The 21,225-nt window shown below is 41.1% G+C and carries 18 protein-coding genes and 1 tRNA gene; 17 read left to right on the plus strand and 2 right to left on the minus strand.

Annotated features, from left to right (window positions below; all coding sequences use genetic code 11):
* The 11 genes from AC1M87_RS07375 to AC1M87_RS07425 form a co-directional block, all read left to right on the plus strand.
* Positions 1 to 107: EF-Tu C-terminal domain-related protein (locus AC1M87_RS07375; protein ID WP_074166867.1), on the plus strand; the 107-nt coding region annotated here is incomplete at its 5' end.
* Positions 108 to 154: 47 nt separating this feature from the next.
* A tRNA-Trp gene (locus tag AC1M87_RS07380) sits at positions 155 to 230 on the plus strand.
* Positions 231 to 307: 77 nt separating this feature from the next.
* Positions 308 to 748 (plus strand): preprotein translocase subunit SecE, encoded by a 441-nt coding sequence (gene secE, locus AC1M87_RS07385; RefSeq protein WP_035265936.1) that lies wholly within the window; start codon positions 308 to 310, stop codon positions 746 to 748.
* 7 nt (positions 749 to 755) lie between these two features.
* Entirely contained in the window at positions 756 to 1,289 is a 534-nt protein-coding gene (gene nusG, locus AC1M87_RS07390; protein ID WP_035265938.1) for a transcription termination/antitermination protein NusG, read from the plus strand.
* 115 nt (positions 1,290 to 1,404) lie between these two features.
* Positions 1,405 to 1,833 carry a 50S ribosomal protein L11 gene (gene rplK, locus AC1M87_RS07395; protein ID WP_004813566.1) on the plus strand — a complete coding sequence of 143 codons (429 nt, stop codon included), beginning with the start codon at positions 1,405 to 1,407 and terminating at the stop codon, positions 1,831 to 1,833.
* Between the two features lie 3 nt (positions 1,834 to 1,836).
* On the plus strand, positions 1,837 to 2,532 hold the full coding sequence (gene rplA / locus AC1M87_RS07400; protein ID WP_035265940.1) for a 50S ribosomal protein L1: 696 nt from the start codon (positions 1,837 to 1,839) through the stop codon (positions 2,530 to 2,532).
* 301 nt (positions 2,533 to 2,833) lie between these two features.
* The gene (gene rplJ, locus AC1M87_RS07405) at positions 2,834 to 3,340 is read left to right on the plus strand and encodes a 50S ribosomal protein L10 (protein ID WP_035265941.1); all 507 of its coding nucleotides are present in this window, start codon (positions 2,834 to 2,836) and stop codon (positions 3,338 to 3,340) included.
* A gap of 51 nt (positions 3,341 to 3,391) precedes the next feature.
* Positions 3,392 to 3,763, plus strand: coding sequence for a 50S ribosomal protein L7/L12 (rplL, locus tag AC1M87_RS07410; RefSeq protein ID WP_035265942.1), 372 nt, complete (start codon positions 3,392 to 3,394; stop codon positions 3,761 to 3,763).
* 305 nt (positions 3,764 to 4,068) lie between these two features.
* Positions 4,069 to 8,157 (plus strand): DNA-directed RNA polymerase subunit beta, encoded by a 4,089-nt coding sequence (gene rpoB, locus AC1M87_RS07415; RefSeq protein WP_481588572.1) that lies wholly within the window; start codon positions 4,069 to 4,071, stop codon positions 8,155 to 8,157.
* Positions 8,158 to 8,301: 144 nt separating this feature from the next.
* The gene (gene rpoC / locus AC1M87_RS07420; protein WP_481593348.1) at positions 8,302 to 12,495 is read left to right on the plus strand and encodes a DNA-directed RNA polymerase subunit beta'; all 4,194 of its coding nucleotides are present in this window, start codon (positions 8,302 to 8,304) and stop codon (positions 12,493 to 12,495) included.
* 196 nt (positions 12,496 to 12,691) lie between these two features.
* A complete protein-coding gene (locus AC1M87_RS07425) occupies positions 12,692 to 13,048 on the plus strand; it encodes a hypothetical protein (protein WP_035265949.1) in 357 nt (118 codons plus the stop codon).
* Between the two features lie 61 nt (positions 13,049 to 13,109).
* Here AC1M87_RS07425 and AC1M87_RS07430 read toward each other — a convergent pair whose 3' ends face one another.
* Positions 13,110 to 13,598, minus strand: coding sequence for a DUF4442 domain-containing protein (locus AC1M87_RS07430; RefSeq protein WP_035265952.1), 489 nt, complete (start codon positions 13,596 to 13,598; stop codon positions 13,110 to 13,112).
* Between the two features lie 124 nt (positions 13,599 to 13,722).
* Here AC1M87_RS07430 and AC1M87_RS07435 point away from each other — a divergent pair, with 124 nt between their 5' ends.
* The 6 genes from AC1M87_RS07435 (at position 13,723) to AC1M87_RS07460 (ending at position 19,949) form a co-directional block, all read left to right on the plus strand.
* Entirely contained in the window at positions 13,723 to 14,601 is an 879-nt protein-coding gene (locus AC1M87_RS07435) for an alpha/beta fold hydrolase (protein ID WP_092766628.1), read from the plus strand.
* Between the two features lie 92 nt (positions 14,602 to 14,693).
* Positions 14,694 to 16,064: a Na+/H+ antiporter family protein gene (locus AC1M87_RS07440; protein ID WP_092766629.1), complete on the plus strand. Its 1,371-nt coding sequence runs from the start codon at positions 14,694 to 14,696 to the stop codon at positions 16,062 to 16,064.
* A gap of 308 nt (positions 16,065 to 16,372) precedes the next feature.
* Positions 16,373 to 16,957, plus strand: coding sequence for an OmpW/AlkL family protein (locus AC1M87_RS07445; protein ID WP_481593349.1), 585 nt, complete (start codon positions 16,373 to 16,375; stop codon positions 16,955 to 16,957).
* A 131-nt stretch (positions 16,958 to 17,088) separates the two neighbouring features.
* Complete coding sequence (locus AC1M87_RS07450) at positions 17,089 to 17,436, plus strand: lysozyme inhibitor LprI family protein (RefSeq protein ID WP_035265964.1); 348 nt, start codon at positions 17,089 to 17,091, stop codon at positions 17,434 to 17,436.
* Between the two features lie 92 nt (positions 17,437 to 17,528).
* Entirely contained in the window at positions 17,529 to 19,448 is a 1,920-nt protein-coding gene (htpG, locus tag AC1M87_RS07455) for a molecular chaperone HtpG (protein ID WP_481593350.1), read from the plus strand.
* A 219-nt stretch (positions 19,449 to 19,667) separates the two neighbouring features.
* A complete protein-coding gene (locus AC1M87_RS07460; protein ID WP_180028983.1) occupies positions 19,668 to 19,949 on the plus strand; it encodes a hypothetical protein in 282 nt (93 codons plus the stop codon).
* A gap of 61 nt (positions 19,950 to 20,010) precedes the next feature.
* Here the strand turns inward: AC1M87_RS07460 and AC1M87_RS07465 are convergent, their stop codons facing one another.
* The gene (locus tag AC1M87_RS07465) at positions 20,011 to 21,207 is read right to left on the minus strand and encodes a hypothetical protein (RefSeq protein WP_481593351.1); all 1,197 of its coding nucleotides are present in this window, start codon (positions 21,205 to 21,207) and stop codon (positions 20,011 to 20,013) included.
* Between the last annotated feature and the right edge of the window lie 18 nt (positions 21,208 to 21,225).

Raw genomic sequence — 21,225 nt, forward strand, 5'->3', positions numbered from 1 at the left:
CAGTAGAATTAATCCACCCAATCGCAATGGACCCAGGTCTACGTTTTGCGATCCGTGAAGGTGGTCGTACAGTTGGTGCTGGTGTTGTTGCGAAAGTAACTGCATAATAGAAGTACAAACGAAAACCGAGAGTTTCGATTCTCGGTTTTGTTATAGGTCAGTAGTTCAATTGGTAGAGCGTCGGTCTCCAAAACCGAATGTTGGGGGTTCGAGTCCCTCCTGGCCTGCCAAATTATTTTTGATAAAAAGCTTGATGCTGGCTAAACTGGTCATATAATAAGTCGCGAATTCAACGACGAGTACAAAAATGTCGAATGATAAATCGCGTGACGCATTAAGCGACGCGCCAATTCCTCAAAGAAACAATTCCGCTGAAGTCGTTAAATCTGGTTCACCAGTTGACGTGATTTTATGGATTATTGCATTGGCATTACTTGCTGGTGCACTTATGGTAAATCAACATCTTCCAGCATATTGGGTTCCCGCAAACAATATTTGGGTGCGTGTTGGGGTGATTTTGGCTTGTATCGTTGTGGCTTTAGGTTTATTATACGCCACCCATCAAGGCAAAGGCTTTGTTCGTTTGTTGAAAGACTCACGCATTGAACTGCGTCGAGTGATTTGGCCAACAAAGCAAGAAACAGTAACTGCATCATGGCAAGTGTTACTTGTTGTTGTAATCACCGCTATTGGTTTATGGTGTTTTGATTACATTATTAGTTGGTTGATGAAGTTTATTATCGGGTAAAAGAGCTATGAAACGTTGGTACATTATTCATGCCTATTCAGGTTATGAAAAACAAGTGATGCGTTCGCTTAATGATCGAATCCAGCGTAGCGCTGTTGCCGATAGCTTTGGTGAAGTCCTTGTTCCTACCGAAGAAGTGGTAGAGATGAAGGATGGTAAGAAACGTAAGTCAGAGCGTAAATTCTTTCCAGGCTATGTGTTAGTTGAAATGGAAATGAATGATGATACTTGGCACATTGTTAAAGAATGTCCAAAAGTACTCGGATTTATTGGTGGTACGGCAGAAAAGCCTGCTCCAATTACGCAAAAAGAAGCTGACGCGATTCTTGCACGTGTACGCAATACTGGCGAAGCACCTCGTCCTAAGACAATGTTCGAGCCAGGCGAAGAATTATTGGTTACTGATGGTCCATTCACAGACTTTAAAGGTGTGGTGGAAGAAGTCCAGTACGAAAAGTCACGCTTAACGTTGACGATTAATGTATTCAATCGACCAACTCAAGTTGAATTGGAATTTCGCCAAGTCGAAAAAACAATTTAATCTGAATTGGTTGAAAACGCCCGATTTTATTAATCGGGCATTGTTGTTGTAACGGTATCGTTACTTGTAAATATTGGGGAGCCTTAATCGGCGTTTGTACCCAGAGGTAATTGAAATGGCTAAGAAGATTGACGGCTATATCAAGCTGCAAGTTCCAGCTGGTAAAGCGAATCCATCTCCACCAATCGGTCCTGCACTAGGTCAACGTGGTGTAAACATCATGGCATTCTGTAAAGAATTCAATGCTGCTACACAAAAACTTGAAGCTGGTCTTCCGATTCCTGTAGTGATCACTGTGTACAACGACAAGTCGTTCACATTTATCATGAAAACTCCGCCTGCTGCTATTCTGCTTAAGAAAGCTGCTGGTATCCAAAAGGGTTCAGCTGTACCTAACAAAACTAAAGTTGGTAAGTTGACTCGTGCTCAATTAGAAGAGATCGCGACTACTAAAGAACCAGATTTAACTGGTGCTGACTTAGACGCGCGTGTACGTACCATTGCTGGTTCTGCACGTTCTATGGGCTTGGAAGTGGAGCTTTAAGACATGGCTAAATTAACTAAACGTCAAAAAGCGATTGCAGCTGCTGTAGAAGCGAACAAAGTTTATACTTTGGAAGAAGCTGTAGCAGTACTTTCTAGCCTTCCAGCTGCTAAATTCAAAGAATCTTTGGATGTAGCTGTAAATCTAGGTGTTGATCCTCGTAAATCTGACCAAGTTGTTCGTGGTGCGACTACACTTCCTGCAGGTACTGGTAAAACTGTACGTGTAGCTGTGTTTGCTCAAGGCGCTGCTGCTGAAGCTGCTAAAGCTGAAGGCGCGGACGTAGTTGGTTTTGATGACCTTGCTGAAAGCATTCAAGCGGGTAACCTTGACTTTGACGTAGTGATTGCTGCTCCAGATGCAATGCGCGTTGTAGGTAAGTTAGGTACAATCCTTGGTCCACGTGGCTTAATGCCAAACCCTAAAGTGGGTACTGTAACTCCTGACGTAGCAACTGCAGTTAAAAATGCAAAAGCTGGTCAAGCACGTTACCGTGTAGACAAAGCGGGTATCATCCATGCTGCGATCGGTCAAGTAGGTTTCACTGCTGAAGCTGTTCGTCAAAACGTTGAAGCTCTTGTAGCTGACCTTAAGAAAGCAAAACCTGCAACTTCTAAAGGTGTTTATATCAAAAAGATCACTTTAAGCTCAACTATGGGTCCTGGTCTTACTATTGATGTAACTAACGTTTCTAACTAAGTTTAACTTAGACAGAATTTTAAAGCCCTGAGTAAGATTTGAAGCGCTGCTTCAAATCTTACGCAAGATACCGGTTTTGGATTTCTTGCGAACTTAGGCAAACTTTGAATTGGTAAATGAGAATTTATCAGCGTCAAAGACCTCAGGCGAGGGGAGTTTTATGCTTCGCTCTTAATATTCCAGCCTGCGTAGACGCGGTGGTGTGATTTAGTTCATCCTCCGCGTGTTGACTCAGTGATGAGTCAACGAACTGGGAGTGTACTTCGCGTGAGTACATAAATCACCGTTAGGAGGTTTTACAATGGCTCTTCTTATCGAAGACAAAAAACAGATCGTAGCTGAAGTTAACGCTGTTGCTTCTACTGCTTTCACTGCTGTTGTTGCTGACTACCAAGGTTTAACTGTTGAGCAATTAACTGCTCTTCGTGTTGAAGCTCGTAAACTAGGTGTTACTACACGTATCGTGCGTAATACTTTAGCTAAACGTGCTCTTCAAGATACTCAGTTCGATATCTTGAACGACAACCTTGTTGGCCCAACAATTTTAGCTTTCTCGACTTCTGAAGACGACATGGGCGCAGCTGCTCGTTTGTTTGAAGAATTTGCTAAAACTAATAAAGCATTTGAACTTAAAGCTGCTGCATTCGATGGCAAGGTTTATCAAGGTGCTGAAGTTAGCGTAATCGCGAACCTTCCGAACCAAGAAAAAGCGCTTACTATGCTTGCAAACGTTCTTCAAGCTCCTATTTCGAAATTGGGTCGCCTTATTACTGCGCTCAAAGAGAAAAACGAGTCAGAAGCTGCTTAAGCTTAATAAATCAATTTCCACACCATTCAATATCCATTTGGAGTTATTCTCATGGCTTTAACTAACGAAGAAATCTTAAACGCAGTTGCTGAAAAAACTGTTCTTGAACTTGTTGAACTTATCTCTGCTTTTGAAGAAAAATTCAATGTATCTGCTGCTGCTGTAGCTGTAGCTGCTGCTCCAGGTGCTGGCGCTGCTGCTGCTGAAGAACAAACTGAATTCAACGTAGAGTTGACTTCTTTCGGTGCTAACAAAGTTGCTGTAATTAAAGCAGTTCGTGAAGCTACTGGTCTTGGTCTTAAAGAAGCTAAAGATTTAGTTGAAGGCGCTCCAGCTCTTCTTAAAGAAGGTGTTTCTAAAGAAGAAGCTGAAGAACTTAAGAAGAAACTTGAAGAAGCTGGTGCTCAAGTTACTGTTAAGTAATTTCGCCATGGGGCCAATATTAATTTGACCCCAAAAATTGGCTGATGGCTCTTGGGTCATCAGCCTTTTTGCGTTACAATTATCGGCTCGATTTTTGTTAACTTGATGTAAAAATCATCAATACTAACTATAATTGAATAAAATCAAACGCTTACCAATATTTTTCCATGTTTAAAAATATTGTTAAGCGTTTTAATACCACTGAACATTGCAGCATTTGAACAAAGTGGTGGTCATATCGACCTGCGTAATTCCTTCTAGACCCGTTCTGCAGGCGGGTTTAGTTTACTTTCCGAGGACTCCAGATGGCATACTCATATACCGAAAAGAAACGGATCCGTAAGAATTTTGGTAAATTGCCCCAAGTGATGGATGCTCCGTACCTGCTCGCGATTCAAGTCGACTCGTACAGAACGTTCCTTCAAGATGGCAAAACACCAAAAAACCGCGAAGATATCGGTCTCCAAGCCGCATTTCGTTCAGTTTTTCCAATTGAAAGTTATTCTGGGAATGCTGCTTTAGAATTCGTTGAGTATAGCCTTGGTAAACCAGAGTTTGACGTTCGCGAATGTATTCTTCGTGGCTCAACTTATGCGGCACCAATGCGCGTAAAAATTCGTTTGATCATTAAAGATCGCGAAACGAAATCAATTAAAGATGTACGTGAACAAGAAGTGTACATGGGTGAAATGCCACTTATGACACAGAATGGTACGTTCGTGATCAATGGTACTGAGCGTGTAATCGTATCTCAATTACATCGTTCACCTGGTGTGTTCTTTGATCATGACAAGGGTAAGACGCATTCAAGTGGTAAGGTGCTTTATTCAGCACGTATCATTCCTTACCGTGGTTCATGGTTAGACTTTGAATTTGATGCTAAAGATTTAGTATACGTACGTATTGACCGTCGTCGTAAATTACTTGCGACTGTGATTCTTCGTGCCTTGAATTATACAAACGAACAAATTCTAGACATGTTCTATGAAAAAGTTCCTGTATATCTAGACATGGGCAGCTATCAAATTGACTTGGTTCCAGAGCGTCTGCGTGGCGAAATGGCACAATTTGATATCAAAGACAATGACGGTAAGACAATCGTTGAGCAAGGTAAACGTATTAATGCGCGTCATGTTCGTCAAATGGAAGCTGCAGGCTTAACTAAACTTCCAGTACCTGATGAATATTTGTATGAGCGTATTACTGCTGAAGACATTACATTACACAATGGTGATGTGATTGCTGCAAACACGGTTCTTAGCCATGAAGTGATGGTTAAAATTGCTGAAGGTGGCGTTAAGCAATTTAACCTACTTTATACCAACGACATCGATCGCGGTTCATTCGTAGCTGATTCATTACGTGCTGATACGACTTCTGGTCGTGAAGAAGCGCTTGTAGAAATTTACAAGGTAATGCGTCCAGGTGAGCCACCAACGAAAGAAGCTGCAGAAAACTTATTCAATAACTTGTTCTTCTCTTCTGAACGTTATGACTTATCACCAGTTGGTCGTATGAAGTTCAACCGTCGTTTGGGTCGTCCTTACGAAGTGGGTACAGATCAGAAGTCACGTGAAGTTGAAGGTATTCTTTCAAACGATGACATCATTGACGTATTAAAAACACTGGTTGAAATCCGTAACGGTAAAGGTGAAGTCGATGATATCGACCACCTAGGTAACCGTCGCGTACGTTCTGTTGGCGAAATGACAGAAAACCAATTCCGTGTTGGTCTAGTTCGTGTTGAACGTGCTGTGAAAGAGCGTTTATCACAAGCAGAGACAGATAACTTGTCTCCACAAGACTTGATCAATGCAAAACCAGTAGCGGCTGCAATCAAAGAATTCTTTGGTTCAAGTCAGTTATCTCAGTTCATGGATCAAAACAACCCATTGTCTGAAATTACACACAAACGTCGTGTATCAGCATTAGGTCCAGGTGGTTTAACACGTGAACGTGCGGGCTTCGAAGTACGTGACGTACATCAAACTCACTACGGTCGTGTTTGTCCAATTGAAACGCCTGAAGGTCCAAACATTGGTTTGATCAACTCATTATCTGTATATGCGAAAGCGAATAGCTTTGGTTTCTTAGAAACTCCATATCGTAAAGTTGTTGATGGTCGTGTAACGGATGAAGTTGAATATTTATCAGCAATTGAAGAAGTAGGTACTGTGATTGCACAGGCCGATTCTCAATTGGATAAAGATGGCAACTTAACAGAAGAGTTCGTATCTGTTCGTCACCAAGGTGACTTCGTACGTATGCCGCCAGAAAAAGTAACGCACATGGACGTATCTGCTCAGCAGGTTGTTTCTGTGGCTGCGTCACTGATTCCATTCCTTGAACACGATGATGCGAACCGTGCATTGATGGGTTCCAACATGCAACGTCAGGCTGTTCCTACGCTGATTGCTGACAAGCCTCTTGTTGGTACAGGTATGGAAGCGAACGTGGCGCATGACTCAGGCGTGTGTGTGATCGCGAAACGTGGCGGGCGTATAGAATACGTAGATGCATCTCGTGTCGTTATTCGTGTGAATGAAGATGAAATGGTTGCGGGTGAAGCAGGTGTAGATATCTACAACTTGATTAAGTACACACGTTCAAACCAAAACACATGTATTAACCAAAAAGTGCTTGTGAACCTAGGCGACAAAGTTGGTCGTGGTGATGTACTTGCTGATGGTCCATCAACTGATGGCGGTGAATTGGCACTTGGTCAAAACATGCGTGTCGCGTTCATGACTTGGAACGGTTATAACTACGAAGACTCGATCTTATTATCTGAGCGTGTTCTTCAAGAAGATCGTTTGACGTCTATTCACATTCAAGAACTCTCTTGTGTCGCGCGTGATACTAAACTTGGTTCAGAAGAAATTACTGCTGATATCCCGAACGTAGGTGAGGCTGCACTTTCTAAGCTTGATGAATCAGGTATTGTCTATATCGGTGCTGAAGTAACTGCTGGCGACATCTTAGTTGGTAAAGTAACACCTAAGGGCGAAACGCAGTTGACTCCTGAAGAAAAATTGCTTCGTGCAATCTTTGGTGAAAAAGCAGCTGATGTGAAAGACTCTTCACTTCGTGTTCCATCTGGTACGAAGGGTACAGTCATCGACGTTCAAGTGTTTACTCGTGATGGTATCGAGAAAGACGAACGTGCTCAAGCGATTGAAAAAGCTCAACTTGATGCATACCGTAAAGATTTGAAAGAAGAATACAAAATCTTCGAAGAAGCTGCACGTGAGCGCGTTGTACGTTTGTTGAATGGTCAAGAGTCTAATGGCGGCGGTACAACAAAACGTGGCGATAAGTTAACTGATGAAGTTCTTTCAAATCTAGAACTTGTTGATCTACTTGATATCCAACCAGTAGATGAAGGCATCGCGGAGCGTTTAACTCAAATTCAAGTATTCTTGAAAGAGAAGAGTCTTGAAATCGATGAGAAATTCGCTGAGAAAAAACGCAAGCTTTCTACAGGTGATGAGTTAACAACTGGCGTATTGAAAGTTGTTAAAGTTTACCTAGCAGTAAAACGTCGTATTCAGCCTGGTGATAAGATGGCGGGTCGTCATGGTAACAAAGGTGTTGTATCAAACATCTTGCCAGTTGAAGACATGCCACATGATGCGAATGGTGTTCCAGTAGATATCGTATTGAACCCACTAGGTGTACCTTCACGTATGAACGTGGGTCAGATTCTTGAAACTCACTTGGGTATGGCTGCGAAAGGTCTTGGTGACAAGATCGATCAAATGTTGAAAGAACAACGTACTGTACTTGAACTTCGTGAATTCTTAGACAAGATTTACAACAAAGTTGGTGGCGAGCAAGAAGATCTTGATAGCTTAACTGATGATGAAATCTTGGCACTTTCAGGCAACCTCCGTAAAGGTGTTCCACTTGCAACACCAGTATTTGACGGTGCCGAAGAAGGTCAAATCAAAGAGTTATTAGAACTATCTGGTCTTTCACGTACTGGTCAGACAGTACTGTATGATGGCCGTACTGGTGAACGTTTTGACCGTCCTGTAACTGTAGGTTACATGTACATGTTGAAATTGAACCACTTGGTTGATGACAAGATGCATGCGCGTTCTACAGGTTCTTACTCGCTTGTAACGCAACAGCCGCTTGGTGGTAAAGCACAATTCGGTGGTCAGCGTTTCGGTGAGATGGAGGTCTGGGCACTCGAAGCATATGGCGCAGCTTATACGCTTCAAGAAATGCTGACTGTGAAGTCGGATGACGTTGAGGGTCGTACCCGTATCTATAAGAACATTGTAGATGGTAACCATTATATGGACCCAGGTATGCCTGAATCGTTCAACGTATTGACCAAAGAGATCCGTTCTTTAGGTATCAACATTGAACTGAAAAATGGTGACTAAATCCCCCTCAATCCCCCTTTGATAAGGGGGAGACTAACCCCTCTTTAAAAAAGAGGGGTTAGGGGAGATTACCAATTCAGTTAAAAAACAATATTTGTGACCCAGTTGTGAAGTGAAAATCTCCACAACACACGGAGAAAAAAATTGAAAGACTTGCTCGATATCATGCGCAAAAAGACGGATTCAGACGGTCATGCTCCTGTAGAGTTTGATCGCATCCGTATTGGTCTTGCGTCACCAGAAATGATTAAGTCATGGTCTCATGGTGAAGTTAAAAAGCCAGAGACAATTAACTATCGTACGTTCAAACCTGAACGTGATGGTTTATTCTGTGCCAAAATTTTTGGTCCAGTAAAAGATTACGAATGCTTGTGTGGTAAATACAAGCGTATGAAATACAAAGGCGTCATTTGTGAAAAATGTGGCGTTGAAGTAACAACTGCGAAAGTTCGTCGTGAGCGTATGGGTCACATTGAGCTTGCTTCACCAGTTGCACACATTTGGTTCTTAAAATCACTGCCTAGCCGTATCGGTCTTCTTTTAGACATGACGCTACGTGATATCGAACGTGTATTGTATTTCGAATCTTACGTTGTAACAGATCCTGGTATGACGCCATTTGAGAAATACCAACTTCTGAATGACGAAGAATACTTCACAGCATTAGAAGAGCACGGTGATGAATTCACTGCGAAAATGGGTGCTGAAGCAGTTCAAGATTTGTTGAAAGACATCGATCTTGAAGCTGAGATTTCTCGTTTACGTGAAGAAATTCCAAATACAACTTCTGAAACGAAGCTTAAGAAAGCATCTAAGCGTTTGAAGTTAATGGAAGCGTTCAAAGAGTCGAATAACAAACCAGAATGGATGGTGTTGACTGTACTTCCAGTACTTCCACCAGATCTTCGTCCGCTTGTACCACTTGAAGGTGGTCGTTTCGCGACATCTGATTTGAACGATCTTTATCGTCGTGTGATTAACCGTAACAACCGTTTAAAGCGTCTTCTTGATCTAGCTGCACCAGATATCATCGTACGTAACGAAAAACGTATGTTACAAGAGTCTGTAGATGCATTGTTAGATAACGGTCGTCGTGGTCGTGCAATTACTGGTTCGAACAAACGTCCTCTTAAATCTTTGGCAGACATGATCAAAGGTAAACAAGGTCGTTTCCGTCAGAACTTACTTGGTAAGCGTGTTGACTATTCTGGTCGTTCGGTAATTACTGTAGGTCCTACTTTACGTCTTCACCAATGTGGTCTTCCTAAGAAAATGGCACTTGAGTTATTCAAGCCGTTTATTTTCGCGAAATTACAAGCGTCTGGCCAAGCAACTACCATTAAAGCTGCGAAGAAAATGGTTGAGCGTGAGACTCCAGAAGTTTGGGACGTTCTTGCATCTGTGATTCGTCAACATCCAGTGATGTTGAACCGTGCGCCAACACTTCACCGTTTAGGTCTTCAAGCATTTGAACCTGTATTGATCGAAGGTAAAGCGATCCGTCTACACCCACTCGTATGTGCTGCGTTCAACGCCGACTTCGATGGTGACCAAATGGCGGTACACGTTCCATTAACACTTGAAGCTCAATTAGAAGCTCGTGCGTTAATGATGTCAACGAACAACATCTTGTCTCCAGCAAACGGTGAACCAATCATCGTTCCATCGCAAGACGTTGTCTTAGGCTTGTATTACATCACGCGTGATGCAATCAATGCCAAAGGTGAAGGCATGGTGTTCGCGGATACTCACGAAGTAAACCGTGCGCTTGCAACAGGTCAAGTTGATTTACATGCTCGCGTTAAAGCTCGTGTACATCAAACTGTGATCAATGAAAATGGTGAGCGTGAGCAACAAACGATTATCGTTGATACAACGCCAGGCCGTTGTTTACTTTGGGAAGTTGTGCCAGAAGGTTTAAGCTTCGAGCAAATCAACGTTGAGATGACCAAAAAGAACATCTCTAAATTGATCAACTCTTGCTACCGTAAGCTTGGTTTGAAAGATACTGTTATTTTTGCTGACCAATTGATGTACCTCGGTTTCCGTCAAGCAACACGTTCAGGCGTGTCTGTTGGTATGGAAGACATGGTGATTCCACCTGCGAAGTATTCAATCATCGAGAAAGCTGAAGTTGAAGTTCGTGAAATTGAGCAACAGTTCGAACAAGGTTTCGTAACTGCCGGTGAACGTTATAACAAAGTTGTCGATATTTGGGCGCGTACAAACGACCAAGTAGCGAAAGCGATGATGGATAACTTGTCTTACACGACTGTTAAGAACAAACAGGGCGAAGATGAGAAACAAAAATCATTCAACTCCATCTACATGATGTCTGACTCTGGTGCCCGTGGTAGTGCAGCACAGATTCGTCAGCTTGCAGGTATGCGTGGTTTGATGGCAAAACCGGATGGCTCGATTATTGAGACACCAATTAAAGCGAACTTCCGTGAAGGTTTGACCGTACTTCAGTACTTCATTTCAACACACGGTGCGCGTAAAGGTTTGGCCGATACAGCATTGAAGACAGCGAACTCGGGTTACTTGACACGTCGTCTTGTAGACGTAGCGCAAGACTTAGTGATTACTGAGCCAGATTGCGGTACTTTTGACGGTCTTGTAATGACGCCATTCATTCAAGGTGGTGATGTTATCGAGAACTTAGGTACTCGTGTGCTTGGTCGTGTATTAGCTGAAGATGCGAAGCGACCAGGTTCTGATGAAGTAGTACTGCCACGTAATACACTCATCGATGAGAAACTTGCAAACTACCTAGAAGAGCAAGGTGTCGATGAAGTTAAAGTACGTTCAGTAGTAAACTGTGCATCTACTTTTGGTGTATGTGCGAAATGTTATGGTCGTGACCTTGCACGTGGTCACTTGGTGAATCCAGGTGAATCAGTGGGTGTAATGGCTGCTCAATCCATTGGTGAGCCAGGTACACAGTTAACGATGCGTACATTCCACGTGGGTGGTGCTGCGAGCCGAACTTCTGCTGCGAACAGTGTTCAAGTACGTAATGCAGGCTTTGTCCGTTTCCATAATGTGAAGACAGTTCAACACGCTAAAGGTCACTTAGTGTCTGTTTCTCGTTCTGGTGAGATTGGTATCACTGATGACATCGGTCGTGAGCGTGAGCGTTATAAACTTCCTTACGGTGCCTCAATCTTGATTAAAGATGGTGGTGCGGTAGAAGCTGGCGGTATTGTAGCGACTTGGGATCCGCATACGCATCCATTGGTAACAGAAGTTGCTGGTAAAGCACGTTTCAGCCAAATCGCTGATGGCGTGACTGCAACATCGAAAACAGATGATGCAACTGGTATGACGACAGTTGAAATTTTACCTGTAACGTCTCGTCCAGCTTCTGGTAAAGACTTACGTCCAGCGATTGTATTAGATACAGTTGATGGTGGTGAACAGTTCTACTTCTTACCACAAAATACAATTGTGACTGTCCGTGATGGCGAAACAATTGGTGTGGGTGATGTAATTGGTCGTGTACCTCAAGAAACTTCACGTACTCGTGATATTACCGGTGGTCTTCCACGCGTAGCTGACTTGTTTGAAGCGCGTAAGCCGAAAGAACATGCGATCCTTGCAGAAGTTTCAGGTGTTGTAAGCTTTGGTAAAGAAACTAAAGGTAAGAATCGTCTTGTGATCACACCGGATGATGGCTCAGAGATTTACGAAGAGTTAATTCCTAAGTGGCGTACGATTAACGTGTTTGAAGGTGAGCATGTTAACCGTGGTGAAACGATTTCTGATGGTCCGCAAAATCCACATGACATCTTACGTTTGAAAGGTGAAGTGGCGTTAACAAACTACATCGTGAATGAAGTTCAAGACGTATATCGTCTCCAAGGTGTAAAAATCAACGATAAGCACATTGAAGTCATCGTACGTCAAATGTTGCGTAAAGTTGAGATCATCGATGGTGGTGATACAAGCTTCATCAAAGGCGAGCAAGTGGATTACATCCGTGTTGTCCAAGAAAACCAAGCAGTACTTGCTCAGAACAAGTTCCCTGCGAGGTTTGAACGTCAATTGATGGGTATCACGAAAGCTTCACTTTCTACTGACTCGTTCATTTCTGCTGCATCGTTCCAGGAAACAACACGTGTGTTAACTGAAGCTGCTGTAACAGGTAAAGAAGATGATTTACGCGGTCTAAAAGAAAACGTGGTTGTTGGTCGCTTGATCCCAGCGGGTACAGGTTTGGCTTACCACTTAGAGCGTCGTCGTCAAGAAGCAGAAGCTGCTGAACACGAATTGGTTAATGACTTCTCTGAAGTTGACCAAGCGTTCTCACAAGCATTAAATGAAGATCAGTTTTAATCTAAACTGAATTAAGAAGGCACCTACGGGTGCCTTTTTTATTGAGTTTGATAATGTGAATTTGAGGCTAAATATTTATTTTGAAAAAAACTCTTTACAAATAGCATCATTTTCGCGTTGTCTTGTAACAGAAATTGAAAATTTTATTCTCTAGATCGCGATATGCTTATATAAATAGACAAAGAGGGACATCAAGATGAAAAAGTTAACAGCTGTCATGGCGATGGCAACCGTATCTACAATGCTACTTGCAGGTTGTGAAAGCATGACGCCGAATCAACAGCGTATTGGTGCGGCTGCTGCAGGCGGTGCACTTGGTGGTGGTGTTGGTAATAATGTTGGTGGTGGTGTTGGTGCAACGCTTGGTGGTGGTGCAGGTGCCGCTGTAGGTAGTAAAGCTCAAGGGGGCTCAGATCGTAATGCCACTTATAGTGGTGTAGGCGGTGCAATCGGGTCTGCAGTCGGTAAAAGTATTTTTGGTGGTAACTCTGGCGCTGCAATTGGTGGTGCAATTGGCGGCGGTGCAGGAGCAGCGATAGAGCAAAAGCGATAGAACAAAATAATCGTTAATTTGCTAAAGTGATAAAAAAAGCGCTCATAGAGCGCTTTTTTTATTAACGGAAACGTGTGGCTTTTGCCTTCTTGCGACGGATATACACAGTTTTGTGAACTTCCGCGATCCGTAAGCCTGATTCATCCATAATATTCACAGTATAGTTACGGTAAACAGGAGCGTGATTGCTAGCGAGCTCTTTGATGAGTTGTATTTCACTGGAATCAATGCGGATATCTGCATAAACAGTGCTACGACCAGGAGTTAAAAAATCGATGCTTGCAGCCTTATCCCAAACAATATATTTATCACCTAAGTGATACATGAGTAATGTCATATAGAATGGGTCAACCATAGAATAAAGGCTACCGCCAAAGTGGACACCCACAATATTTTTATTTTTTCGTGTAAGTGGCATTTTTACACGAATATGATGATTTTTTAAGTCGATTTTATCGATAGTAATACCTGCGCCTTGAAAGGGTGCAAAGCTATTAAACATATACTTGGAGATTAACGGAATTGTCGTTAGCTTTTTCAAAATACTCATTTAGGTCAATTATTTTTATTTCATTAGTTAGCATACTAAAGTACAAAAAATATTCTGGCATTGATCGAAAATCATCGTAGACCAAGAAAACGGTCAATCAATAACAAAAAAGGTTGAGCATATTATGCAATTTGAATCGCATTGGATTAACACGACAGATCAACAAAAACTCTATGCTAAAACATGGGGAGATCGGAATAAGCCGGCATTGGTGCTTGTGCATGGTTATCCAGACAATCAAGAAGTATGGGAACCAATCATTTCGAATTTAATCGAAGATTATTTTGTTGTAACTTATGATGTGCGTGGCGCTGGTCAATCGAGCGTACCGAAAAAGATTCGCGCTTATGCATTAGCTCAACTGTCTTTGGATTTGGAGAGTGTGGTAAATCATCTGTTGCCAAATCGAAACTTTCATGTGGCAGCACACGATTGGGGCTCAATTCAAACATGGGAATCCGTAACTGAATCTAAATTTAAAGGTCGTATTCTTTCATATACCACTATATCTGGACCATGCTTGGACCATGCTGCTTATTGGATGCGTGAACAATTCAAACATCAAAAACCAAAGTTCTTTAAGCAATTGATTAAGTCTTGGTACATCGTACTATTTCAGCTACCCGTAGTTGCACCGACGATGTGGAATTTTCTCAATCCAGATCGCTGGGGCAAAATATTTGAAATTCTTGAAGATACAAAAGGCTTACCTGTAAACCAAAATATCTCTAAGGATGGTGAGTATGGTGTGGCACTGTATCGGGCAAACTTTATTCCACGTCTAACGATGCCTCGTCAACGTCATGCGATTTGCCCCGTTCAAGCGGTAGTCTTAAAACGCGATAAATATGTAAGTCCAGAGTTGATTGACGAAATTCCAAAATGGGCGACAGGTTTTGAACGTGTTGAGCTAGATGCGAATCATTGGGCTGTTTTAAGTCGTGCCCAAGAGATCGCATCGTATATTAAACAATTTGCAAAAAAAAATGCGCAAGGCGAATAGAATCTGACGAGTGAAGGTATCAACCCCTGATGAGCAGATTTATTACAAACAAATTCTGATAAAATAGTTTTTTTGTCTGATTCCTATTTCTTATGTTTGCAATTCTTGCTGCCATTGGGGTCATGTTTGGCCTCTCTTTGGCTCGTGTGCCTGTGGTATTTGCACTGATCATTGGTGCTGTAACAGGAGGCCTATTGGCTGGTCTTGGTTTACAAGGCACTATGGAAGCGTTTAATGGTGGTTTGGGCAAGGGTGCCCAGATTGCTTTAGCTTATGGTGTACTTGGTGCATTTGCCTTAACTTTGGCTCGTTCAGGTTTGCCAGATCTTCTAGCATATAAAATGATTAATTCACTTAAAGGTGAGGCTAATCTTAAAATACAAAATCGTGTCAAATATGCCATCTTTGCAACGGTTGCAATAGCGGCTGTTTGTTCTCAAAACGTAATTCCCGTGCATATTGCTTTTATTCCTGTATTGATTCCACCATTATTGATGGTATTCAACCATTTAAAGCTTGATCGACGATTGGTTGCATGTCTACTCACATTTGGTTTATGTGCAACTTATATGTTGATCCCAGTCGGTTTTGGTGCAATTTTCCTAAATGATATTTTAGGTCAAAACATTAATACTTTTGGTGAACCACTTGGCTTCCAAATTGATTATGATCAAATCCCTTCTGCGATGGCGATTCCTGTGTTTGGGATGTTCGTAGGTTTATTAATCGCAGTGTTTTATAGCTATCGTAAACCACGAGAATATCGTGACATTCATGTCGAAGAACAACCACAAAGCATTTCGGGTGAAATGGGTGTTCAAGAAGGTTCTGCGAGACCGGAGGTTTCTAAATTTACGATTTATATGGCGGGGGGTGCTGTTTTAGCAACGCTTGCAGTGCAATTGTATTCTGATTCGATGATTTTAGCTGGTTTAGTCGGCGTGGCGATCCTAAGCTGTGCAGGTATTTTCAAGTGGAAAGAAGCTGACGATGTCATCATTACTGGTATGCGTATGATGGCACTCGTGGGTTTTATTATGATCGCAGCACAAGGTTTTGCAGCCGTGATCGGCGCTACTGGTCAGGTTCCAACGCTAGTTGAGGCTTCAGTCGCATGGATTGGTGATAGTCAAGGTTGGGCAGCATTCTGGATGTTACTCATCGGATTGTTAATTACACTAGGTATAGGATCATCATTCTCCACAGTGCCAATTCTTGCAATCATTTATGTCCCATTATGTATTCAGTTTGGTTTTAGTCCAGCAGCAACAATTGCGCTCATAGGTACTGCTGCAGCTCTAGGTGATGCAGGCTCTCCAGCTTCAGACTCGACTTTAGGACCAACATCAGGCTTGAATATGGATGGTCAACATGATCATATGAAAGACAGTGTGATTCCGACATTTATTCATTTCAATATTCCATTGATGATTTTTGGTTGGATCGCGGCAATGGTCCTATAACTACATTTAAAAAATGATTGAATAAAAGGCGATTAATATAATCGCCTTTTTTATTTTAAATTAGATTAAAATAGTAGGATTAAATAAAAAATTCCGAGTAAAATAATATGGTTAATAGGTTATTTAAAATAATTGATGGTTTTATAATTGACTAAATTGGTATGATTTAAAATAAATTATTATTATAATCAGTTATTTATAAATAAAATGTATTTTATTTAATTTTTGAGAGTTGCATATTAATTTTTGGCATGTTTATTATATTTAAATAGTGGTTTATTTAGATATTTCTTTCAGAGGTTATAATAATGTTAAATAAAATTGCACTGATTGTTTTAGTTGGGATGTCAGCAAATGCACTGGCAGGAGAATGGCAACTTAAGGTAGGTGCATCTGCAATTTCTCCAACGCAAGATACCACTGTGGCTGCTCTAGGAGGAGCTAAAGTGGAAGCCGATGATGAATTTGCTTTTACCCCTTCGGTGGAATATTTCTTTAATGATCAAATTTCTGCTGAATTATTATTAGCGACTCCAGTTCGCCATGATGTTTTGATTAATGGCGCTGATGCAGTGACGATTAAACATTTACCACCAACACTGACTGCGAAATATCATTTTAAAAATACCTCGGGATTTACACCTTATGTTGGTCTTGGTGCAACAGCATTTATTGCTTGGGATGAGCAAGGCGTTCAAAGTGTAAAAGAAGATTTTGGTTATGCAGCGCAGTTAGGTTTCAATTTCCAACCAGCTGATGCAAAAAACTGGGGTGTATTCGCTGACGTACGTTATGCAGATTTGAACCCTGAAGTGACTGTAGCTGGAACAACAAAGTTCAAGCTAGATATAGATCCAGTCATCTATAGCATTGGTTACAGCTACAAATTCTAAAAATAAAGTTGCGCCTAGCCCTATTAATCAATAGGGCTTTTTTTATGTGTCATACTATAACAGGTAGAAAATACCATATAAAAAAACAATTTTTTTCAATAATCTAGAAAGCTCATAACAGAGTAGTATGCATGAAGAACCAATTCATAAAACTCATCATTGTGCTGGCTGCATGTGGAAGTGTTCCAGTATTTGCAGCGAGTTTTGATTGCAAAAAAGCGCAGTCCGAAACTGAGAAAGCTGTTTGTGAACATCGTATCCTGAATGATGCAGATGTTAAAATGGCTGCCACTTATCAAATTCTTCGTCGTTTAGTACCGATGGGAATGCGATCAATCATTCAGAATGAACAAGTCAAATGGCTGGAATTACGTGATCAATGCCAAGCAAATTTGCAATGCTTAAATCATGTCTATCAAATGCGTCAGCAAAAACTAGAAATACATCTTGATCGAATTTACAAACAAGGTCCTTTTTAAAAAAAATTAATTTTGACCATTGAAAAAATTAGAAGCTACACCATTCATTAAGCATTCAAAAAAATTGTTTTGATGTGTTTAAGGAGTAGTTTATGAGCGAGCAGAATACACAAAAACATAGTTTCCAAGCGGAAGTTGCTCAGCTTTTACATTTAGTGACGCATTCACTTTATTCAAATCCAGAAATTTTCCTTCGTGAGCTAATTTCAAACGCTTCAGACGCATGTGATAAATTACGTTTTGAAGGGATTAATCATCCTGAATACTATGAAAATGATCCAGATTTACGTGTACGCGTACAATTGGATAAAGATAATAAAACCATCACCATTTCAGACAACGGTATTGGTTTAAGCCAACAAGAAGCTATTGATAATTTGGGTACGATTGCTAAATCTGGTACTAAAGACTTTATGTCTAAATTAACCGGTGATCAAAAGTCAGATGCACAGTTAATTGGTCAGTTTGGTGTCGGTTTTTATTCTGGCTTTATTGTCGCTGATAAAATCACAGTTGAATCACGTCGTGCAGGGGCTGAAGCTTCAGAAGGTGTACGTTGGATCAGTGGTGGTACAGGCGAATTTGAAGTTGAGCAAATTACAAAAGAAGGTCGCGGTACAGATATTATTCTACACTTGCGCGAAGACGCATTAGATTATTTGCAAAGTTATAAAGTAAAGCAAATTATCAATAAATATTCAGACCATATCAGTTTACCAATTCAAATGGAAAAAGAGGTGTGGCAACAAGAAGAAGCAGCTGAGGGCGAAGAAGCGAAACCAGGCCAGTATGTCAAAACGGGTGAATGGGAGGCGATCAATTCTGCCAGCGCATTGTGGACACGTAATAAGAATGATATTACTGAAGAACAGTATATTGAGTTTTATAAAAACTTAAGTCACGACTTTGAAGCACCGATTACTTGGGCGCATAACCGCGTAGAAGGGAGCACTGAATATACGCAATTACTGTATATCCCAAGTAAAGCACCGCACAACATTTTCTCACGTGAAGCGAAAGCAGGTATCAAGCTCTATGTGAAACGTGTCTTCATCATGGATGATGCAGATAATCTCATCCCGAACTATTTACGTTTCGTACAAGGTGTTGTGGATAGCGCAGACTTACCGTTGAATGTGAGTCGTGAATTACTTCAAGAAAGTCGAGATGTTAAAACCATCCGTGAAGGCAACACACGTCGAATCTTAACAACTTTAGATACTTTAGCTAAATCTGAAGATGAAGCAGATCAAGAGAAATTTAAGAAGTTTTATGCTGAGTTTGGGTCTGTCTTAAAAGAAGGTTTGGGTGAAGATTTCACCAATCGTGACCGAATTTTGAAGCTTCTACGCTTTGCAACTTCAAACAATGATGAGGTCACTACTTCATTGGCTGACTACAAAGCAGCAATGAAAGAAGGTCAAAAGGCGATTTATTATGTAACGGCGGAAAGCTTAGCCGCTGCTAAAAACTCGCCACAACTTGAGTTATTCAAGAAAAAAGGCATCGATGTTCTGCTAATGACTGAACGTGTAGATGAATGGGCAATGGAATTTGTTCATGAGTTTGACGGGACACCAATGCAGAATGTCGCAAAAGGTGCTGTAGACTTAGGTGATTTACAGGATGCTGAAGAGAAAAAAGCATTAGAAGCGGCGGCTGAGCAGTTTAAACCTGTGGTTGAAAAGCTGTCTGAGTCATTAAAAGACAAAACCAAAGAAGTGCGCGTAACCACTCGTTTGGTTGATTCTCCAGCGTGTCTGGTGACGGGTGAAGGCGAGTTGTCTCCACAGTTGATTCGCATGCTAAAACAGGCAGGTCAAGCAGTCCCAGAAAGCAAGCCAATTTTAGAGATTAATCCTGAGCATCCATTGGTGAAAAAGTTGGATGGTTCAGCACAATTTGATGATCTTGCAAATGTGATTTTTGATCAAGCGATGATTGCGGAAGGTGGTTTACCAGAAGATCCAGCTGCATATTTAAAACGCATTAACAGCTTATTATTGAAATAAGCGCATATTTTAAATTGTGATCCAAAGCCTATCTTCGGATAGGCTTTTTTTATGCAGCGCCGTCGTAGGATGTAAAAGGAACTATTTAAGCTTTGGGTTAAACTGGATAAATTTTTTCGATGTTAATGATAAAAAATACGTCCAAGTTTTGATTTGTAAAACATATTAAACAATAATAATTAATCTATAATAGCGATCATTAAATATTGGGAATATTCTATGAAAACTTCAATGATGCTCGCATTTAGCATGTTTTGTCTGAGCTTAACCAATGTCTCTTATGCAGAACATGAGGTGAAGAAAATTGTTCGAAATGATCGTGTAACCGTGGTGAAGCATCAAATTCCACAGTTTGATATTAATCCTTTTGTGGATAGTAAACGTATCGCACGCACAGATCGTGTCGGTTATGTTTTACCTAAAACTGAAGCTGAAGTGGCGCCTAAAAAAACACGTATTACACGTAATGATCGTATCGTGATTCAAAAGCCTGTCATTTGAGAATCTAAGATCCAAAAAAAGCCCATCAGTGATGGGCTTTTTTTATGACTATTATCGAGCGCTAAAATCTAGCTTCAAGACGAACTAATGCACGAGGATAGTGTGATCGATCTTCACGCTTGTCATTAAAATAGTTAAGATCACCTTGAACAAAGAACCATTCGCGGAATAAGGGTTGGCGCCAAGAAACAAAAGGTCCCCAACTGTTCATACGTAAATCATCTTCGTTGTAATAACCACCCACATACATACCGTAGTTAAAGCGGTTATCATGGAAAAACTGATGTTGGCGATAGGTACGATTATCCCAAGTCCAATCATCATCTTGCTCATCCGCATAAGTTAGATAAAGCTGATTTGAAATAAACGCTTCATTTGGACGTGCATGCGTGAGTTCCAAATTGGTTCTTAGATAATTTTCGCTATCTATACCATAACGATAGATTTGTTCAGCATGAAAGGAAAAATCATTCCCGAGAGTCCAATCTTTTTTTGCCTTCAAGCGGGCATAAATGTCATCTCCAGATCGAATACCTAAGTCAGCATCTAAATCGAAAGGTAACTTATCAGATAGTTGTGACCAACGTAATGCGATCGAACTGTTATCTTCACGGATTCGCTTAGTGTCGACATTTTTGTCGGGATCAGCAGCGGGATTTTCATTGGTAATGGCAATATTGTTGTCAATTTCATTATCCAGTGAATCATCACCAAAGACTAAACTTAATTTACGCTCTAAGGTTGGTAAGTCGATTTTACCGCGTATACGTGGCTTGAATTCGTAATCATCATACTTATTCCATTTATTATCAAAGATTACACGTAGCGTTGCTTTGGCGGTTTCATCTTCATAACCTTCACCAAACCAACCATCGATTCGCTGAGCGGTTCGGTCTGCCCAGTGGCGAATCGATTTTTGACGTCGGTCAATCCATGATAAATCTTCAGTCGCTTGGGTCGGGGCGTATATTCTTTTATTGGATTGTTCAGGGAATAGTGTGGGGGTTGAATCTACCATGCGAGGAACGTAGTTAATCCAACCTAAGCTATTTTCATCCGATGTTGGCCAATCTTTTTGTTGAAATTCTAAAGGATAGTCTAAAGTAGGGAATTCGCTACTGACACTGATTTCATCTGTTTGATAAGGATCAGTCAAGTGATCTATCTGATCTTGGCTATACACGAAAGTACTTAAAAAGCTACAACTTAAGACAAGACTTAAGGTTGACGGTTTGAACTGCTGCATGATTCTTTTCATATTCGCTCTAAGTCATTT

This window comes from Acinetobacter sp. 24-47-62 (assembly GCF_056779765.1).

Coding starts and splice junctions, on each gene's coding strand:
- rplA (WP_035265940.1), top strand. CDS start 1,837: ATGGCTAAATTAACTAAACGTCAAAAAGCGATTGCAGCTGCTGTAGAA.
- AC1M87_RS07445 (WP_481593349.1), top strand. CDS start 16,373: ATGTTAAATAAAATTGCACTGATTGTTTTAGTTGGGATGTCAGCAAAT.
- secE (WP_035265936.1), top strand. CDS start 308: ATGTCGAATGATAAATCGCGTGACGCATTAAGCGACGCGCCAATTCCT.
- nusG (WP_035265938.1), top strand. CDS start 756: ATGAAACGTTGGTACATTATTCATGCCTATTCAGGTTATGAAAAACAA.
- htpG (WP_481593350.1), top strand. CDS start 17,529: ATGAGCGAGCAGAATACACAAAAACATAGTTTCCAAGCGGAAGTTGCT.
- AC1M87_RS07440 (WP_092766629.1), top strand. CDS start 14,694: ATGTTTGCAATTCTTGCTGCCATTGGGGTCATGTTTGGCCTCTCTTTG.
- AC1M87_RS07435 (WP_092766628.1), top strand. CDS start 13,723: ATGCAATTTGAATCGCATTGGATTAACACGACAGATCAACAAAAACTC.
- rplL (WP_035265942.1), top strand. CDS start 3,392: ATGGCTTTAACTAACGAAGAAATCTTAAACGCAGTTGCTGAAAAAACT.
- AC1M87_RS07425 (WP_035265949.1), top strand. CDS start 12,692: ATGAAAAAGTTAACAGCTGTCATGGCGATGGCAACCGTATCTACAATG.
- AC1M87_RS07460 (WP_180028983.1), top strand. CDS start 19,668: ATGAAAACTTCAATGATGCTCGCATTTAGCATGTTTTGTCTGAGCTTA.
- AC1M87_RS07465 (WP_481593351.1), bottom strand. CDS start 21,207: ATGAAAAGAATCATGCAGCAGTTCAAACCGTCAACCTTAAGTCTTGTC.
- rplK (WP_004813566.1), top strand. CDS start 1,405: ATGGCTAAGAAGATTGACGGCTATATCAAGCTGCAAGTTCCAGCTGGT.
- AC1M87_RS07450 (WP_035265964.1), top strand. CDS start 17,089: ATGAAGAACCAATTCATAAAACTCATCATTGTGCTGGCTGCATGTGGA.
- rpoB (WP_481588572.1), top strand. CDS start 4,069: ATGGCATACTCATATACCGAAAAGAAACGGATCCGTAAGAATTTTGGT.
- AC1M87_RS07430 (WP_035265952.1), bottom strand. CDS start 13,598: ATGAGTATTTTGAAAAAGCTAACGACAATTCCGTTAATCTCCAAGTAT.
- rplJ (WP_035265941.1), top strand. CDS start 2,834: ATGGCTCTTCTTATCGAAGACAAAAAACAGATCGTAGCTGAAGTTAAC.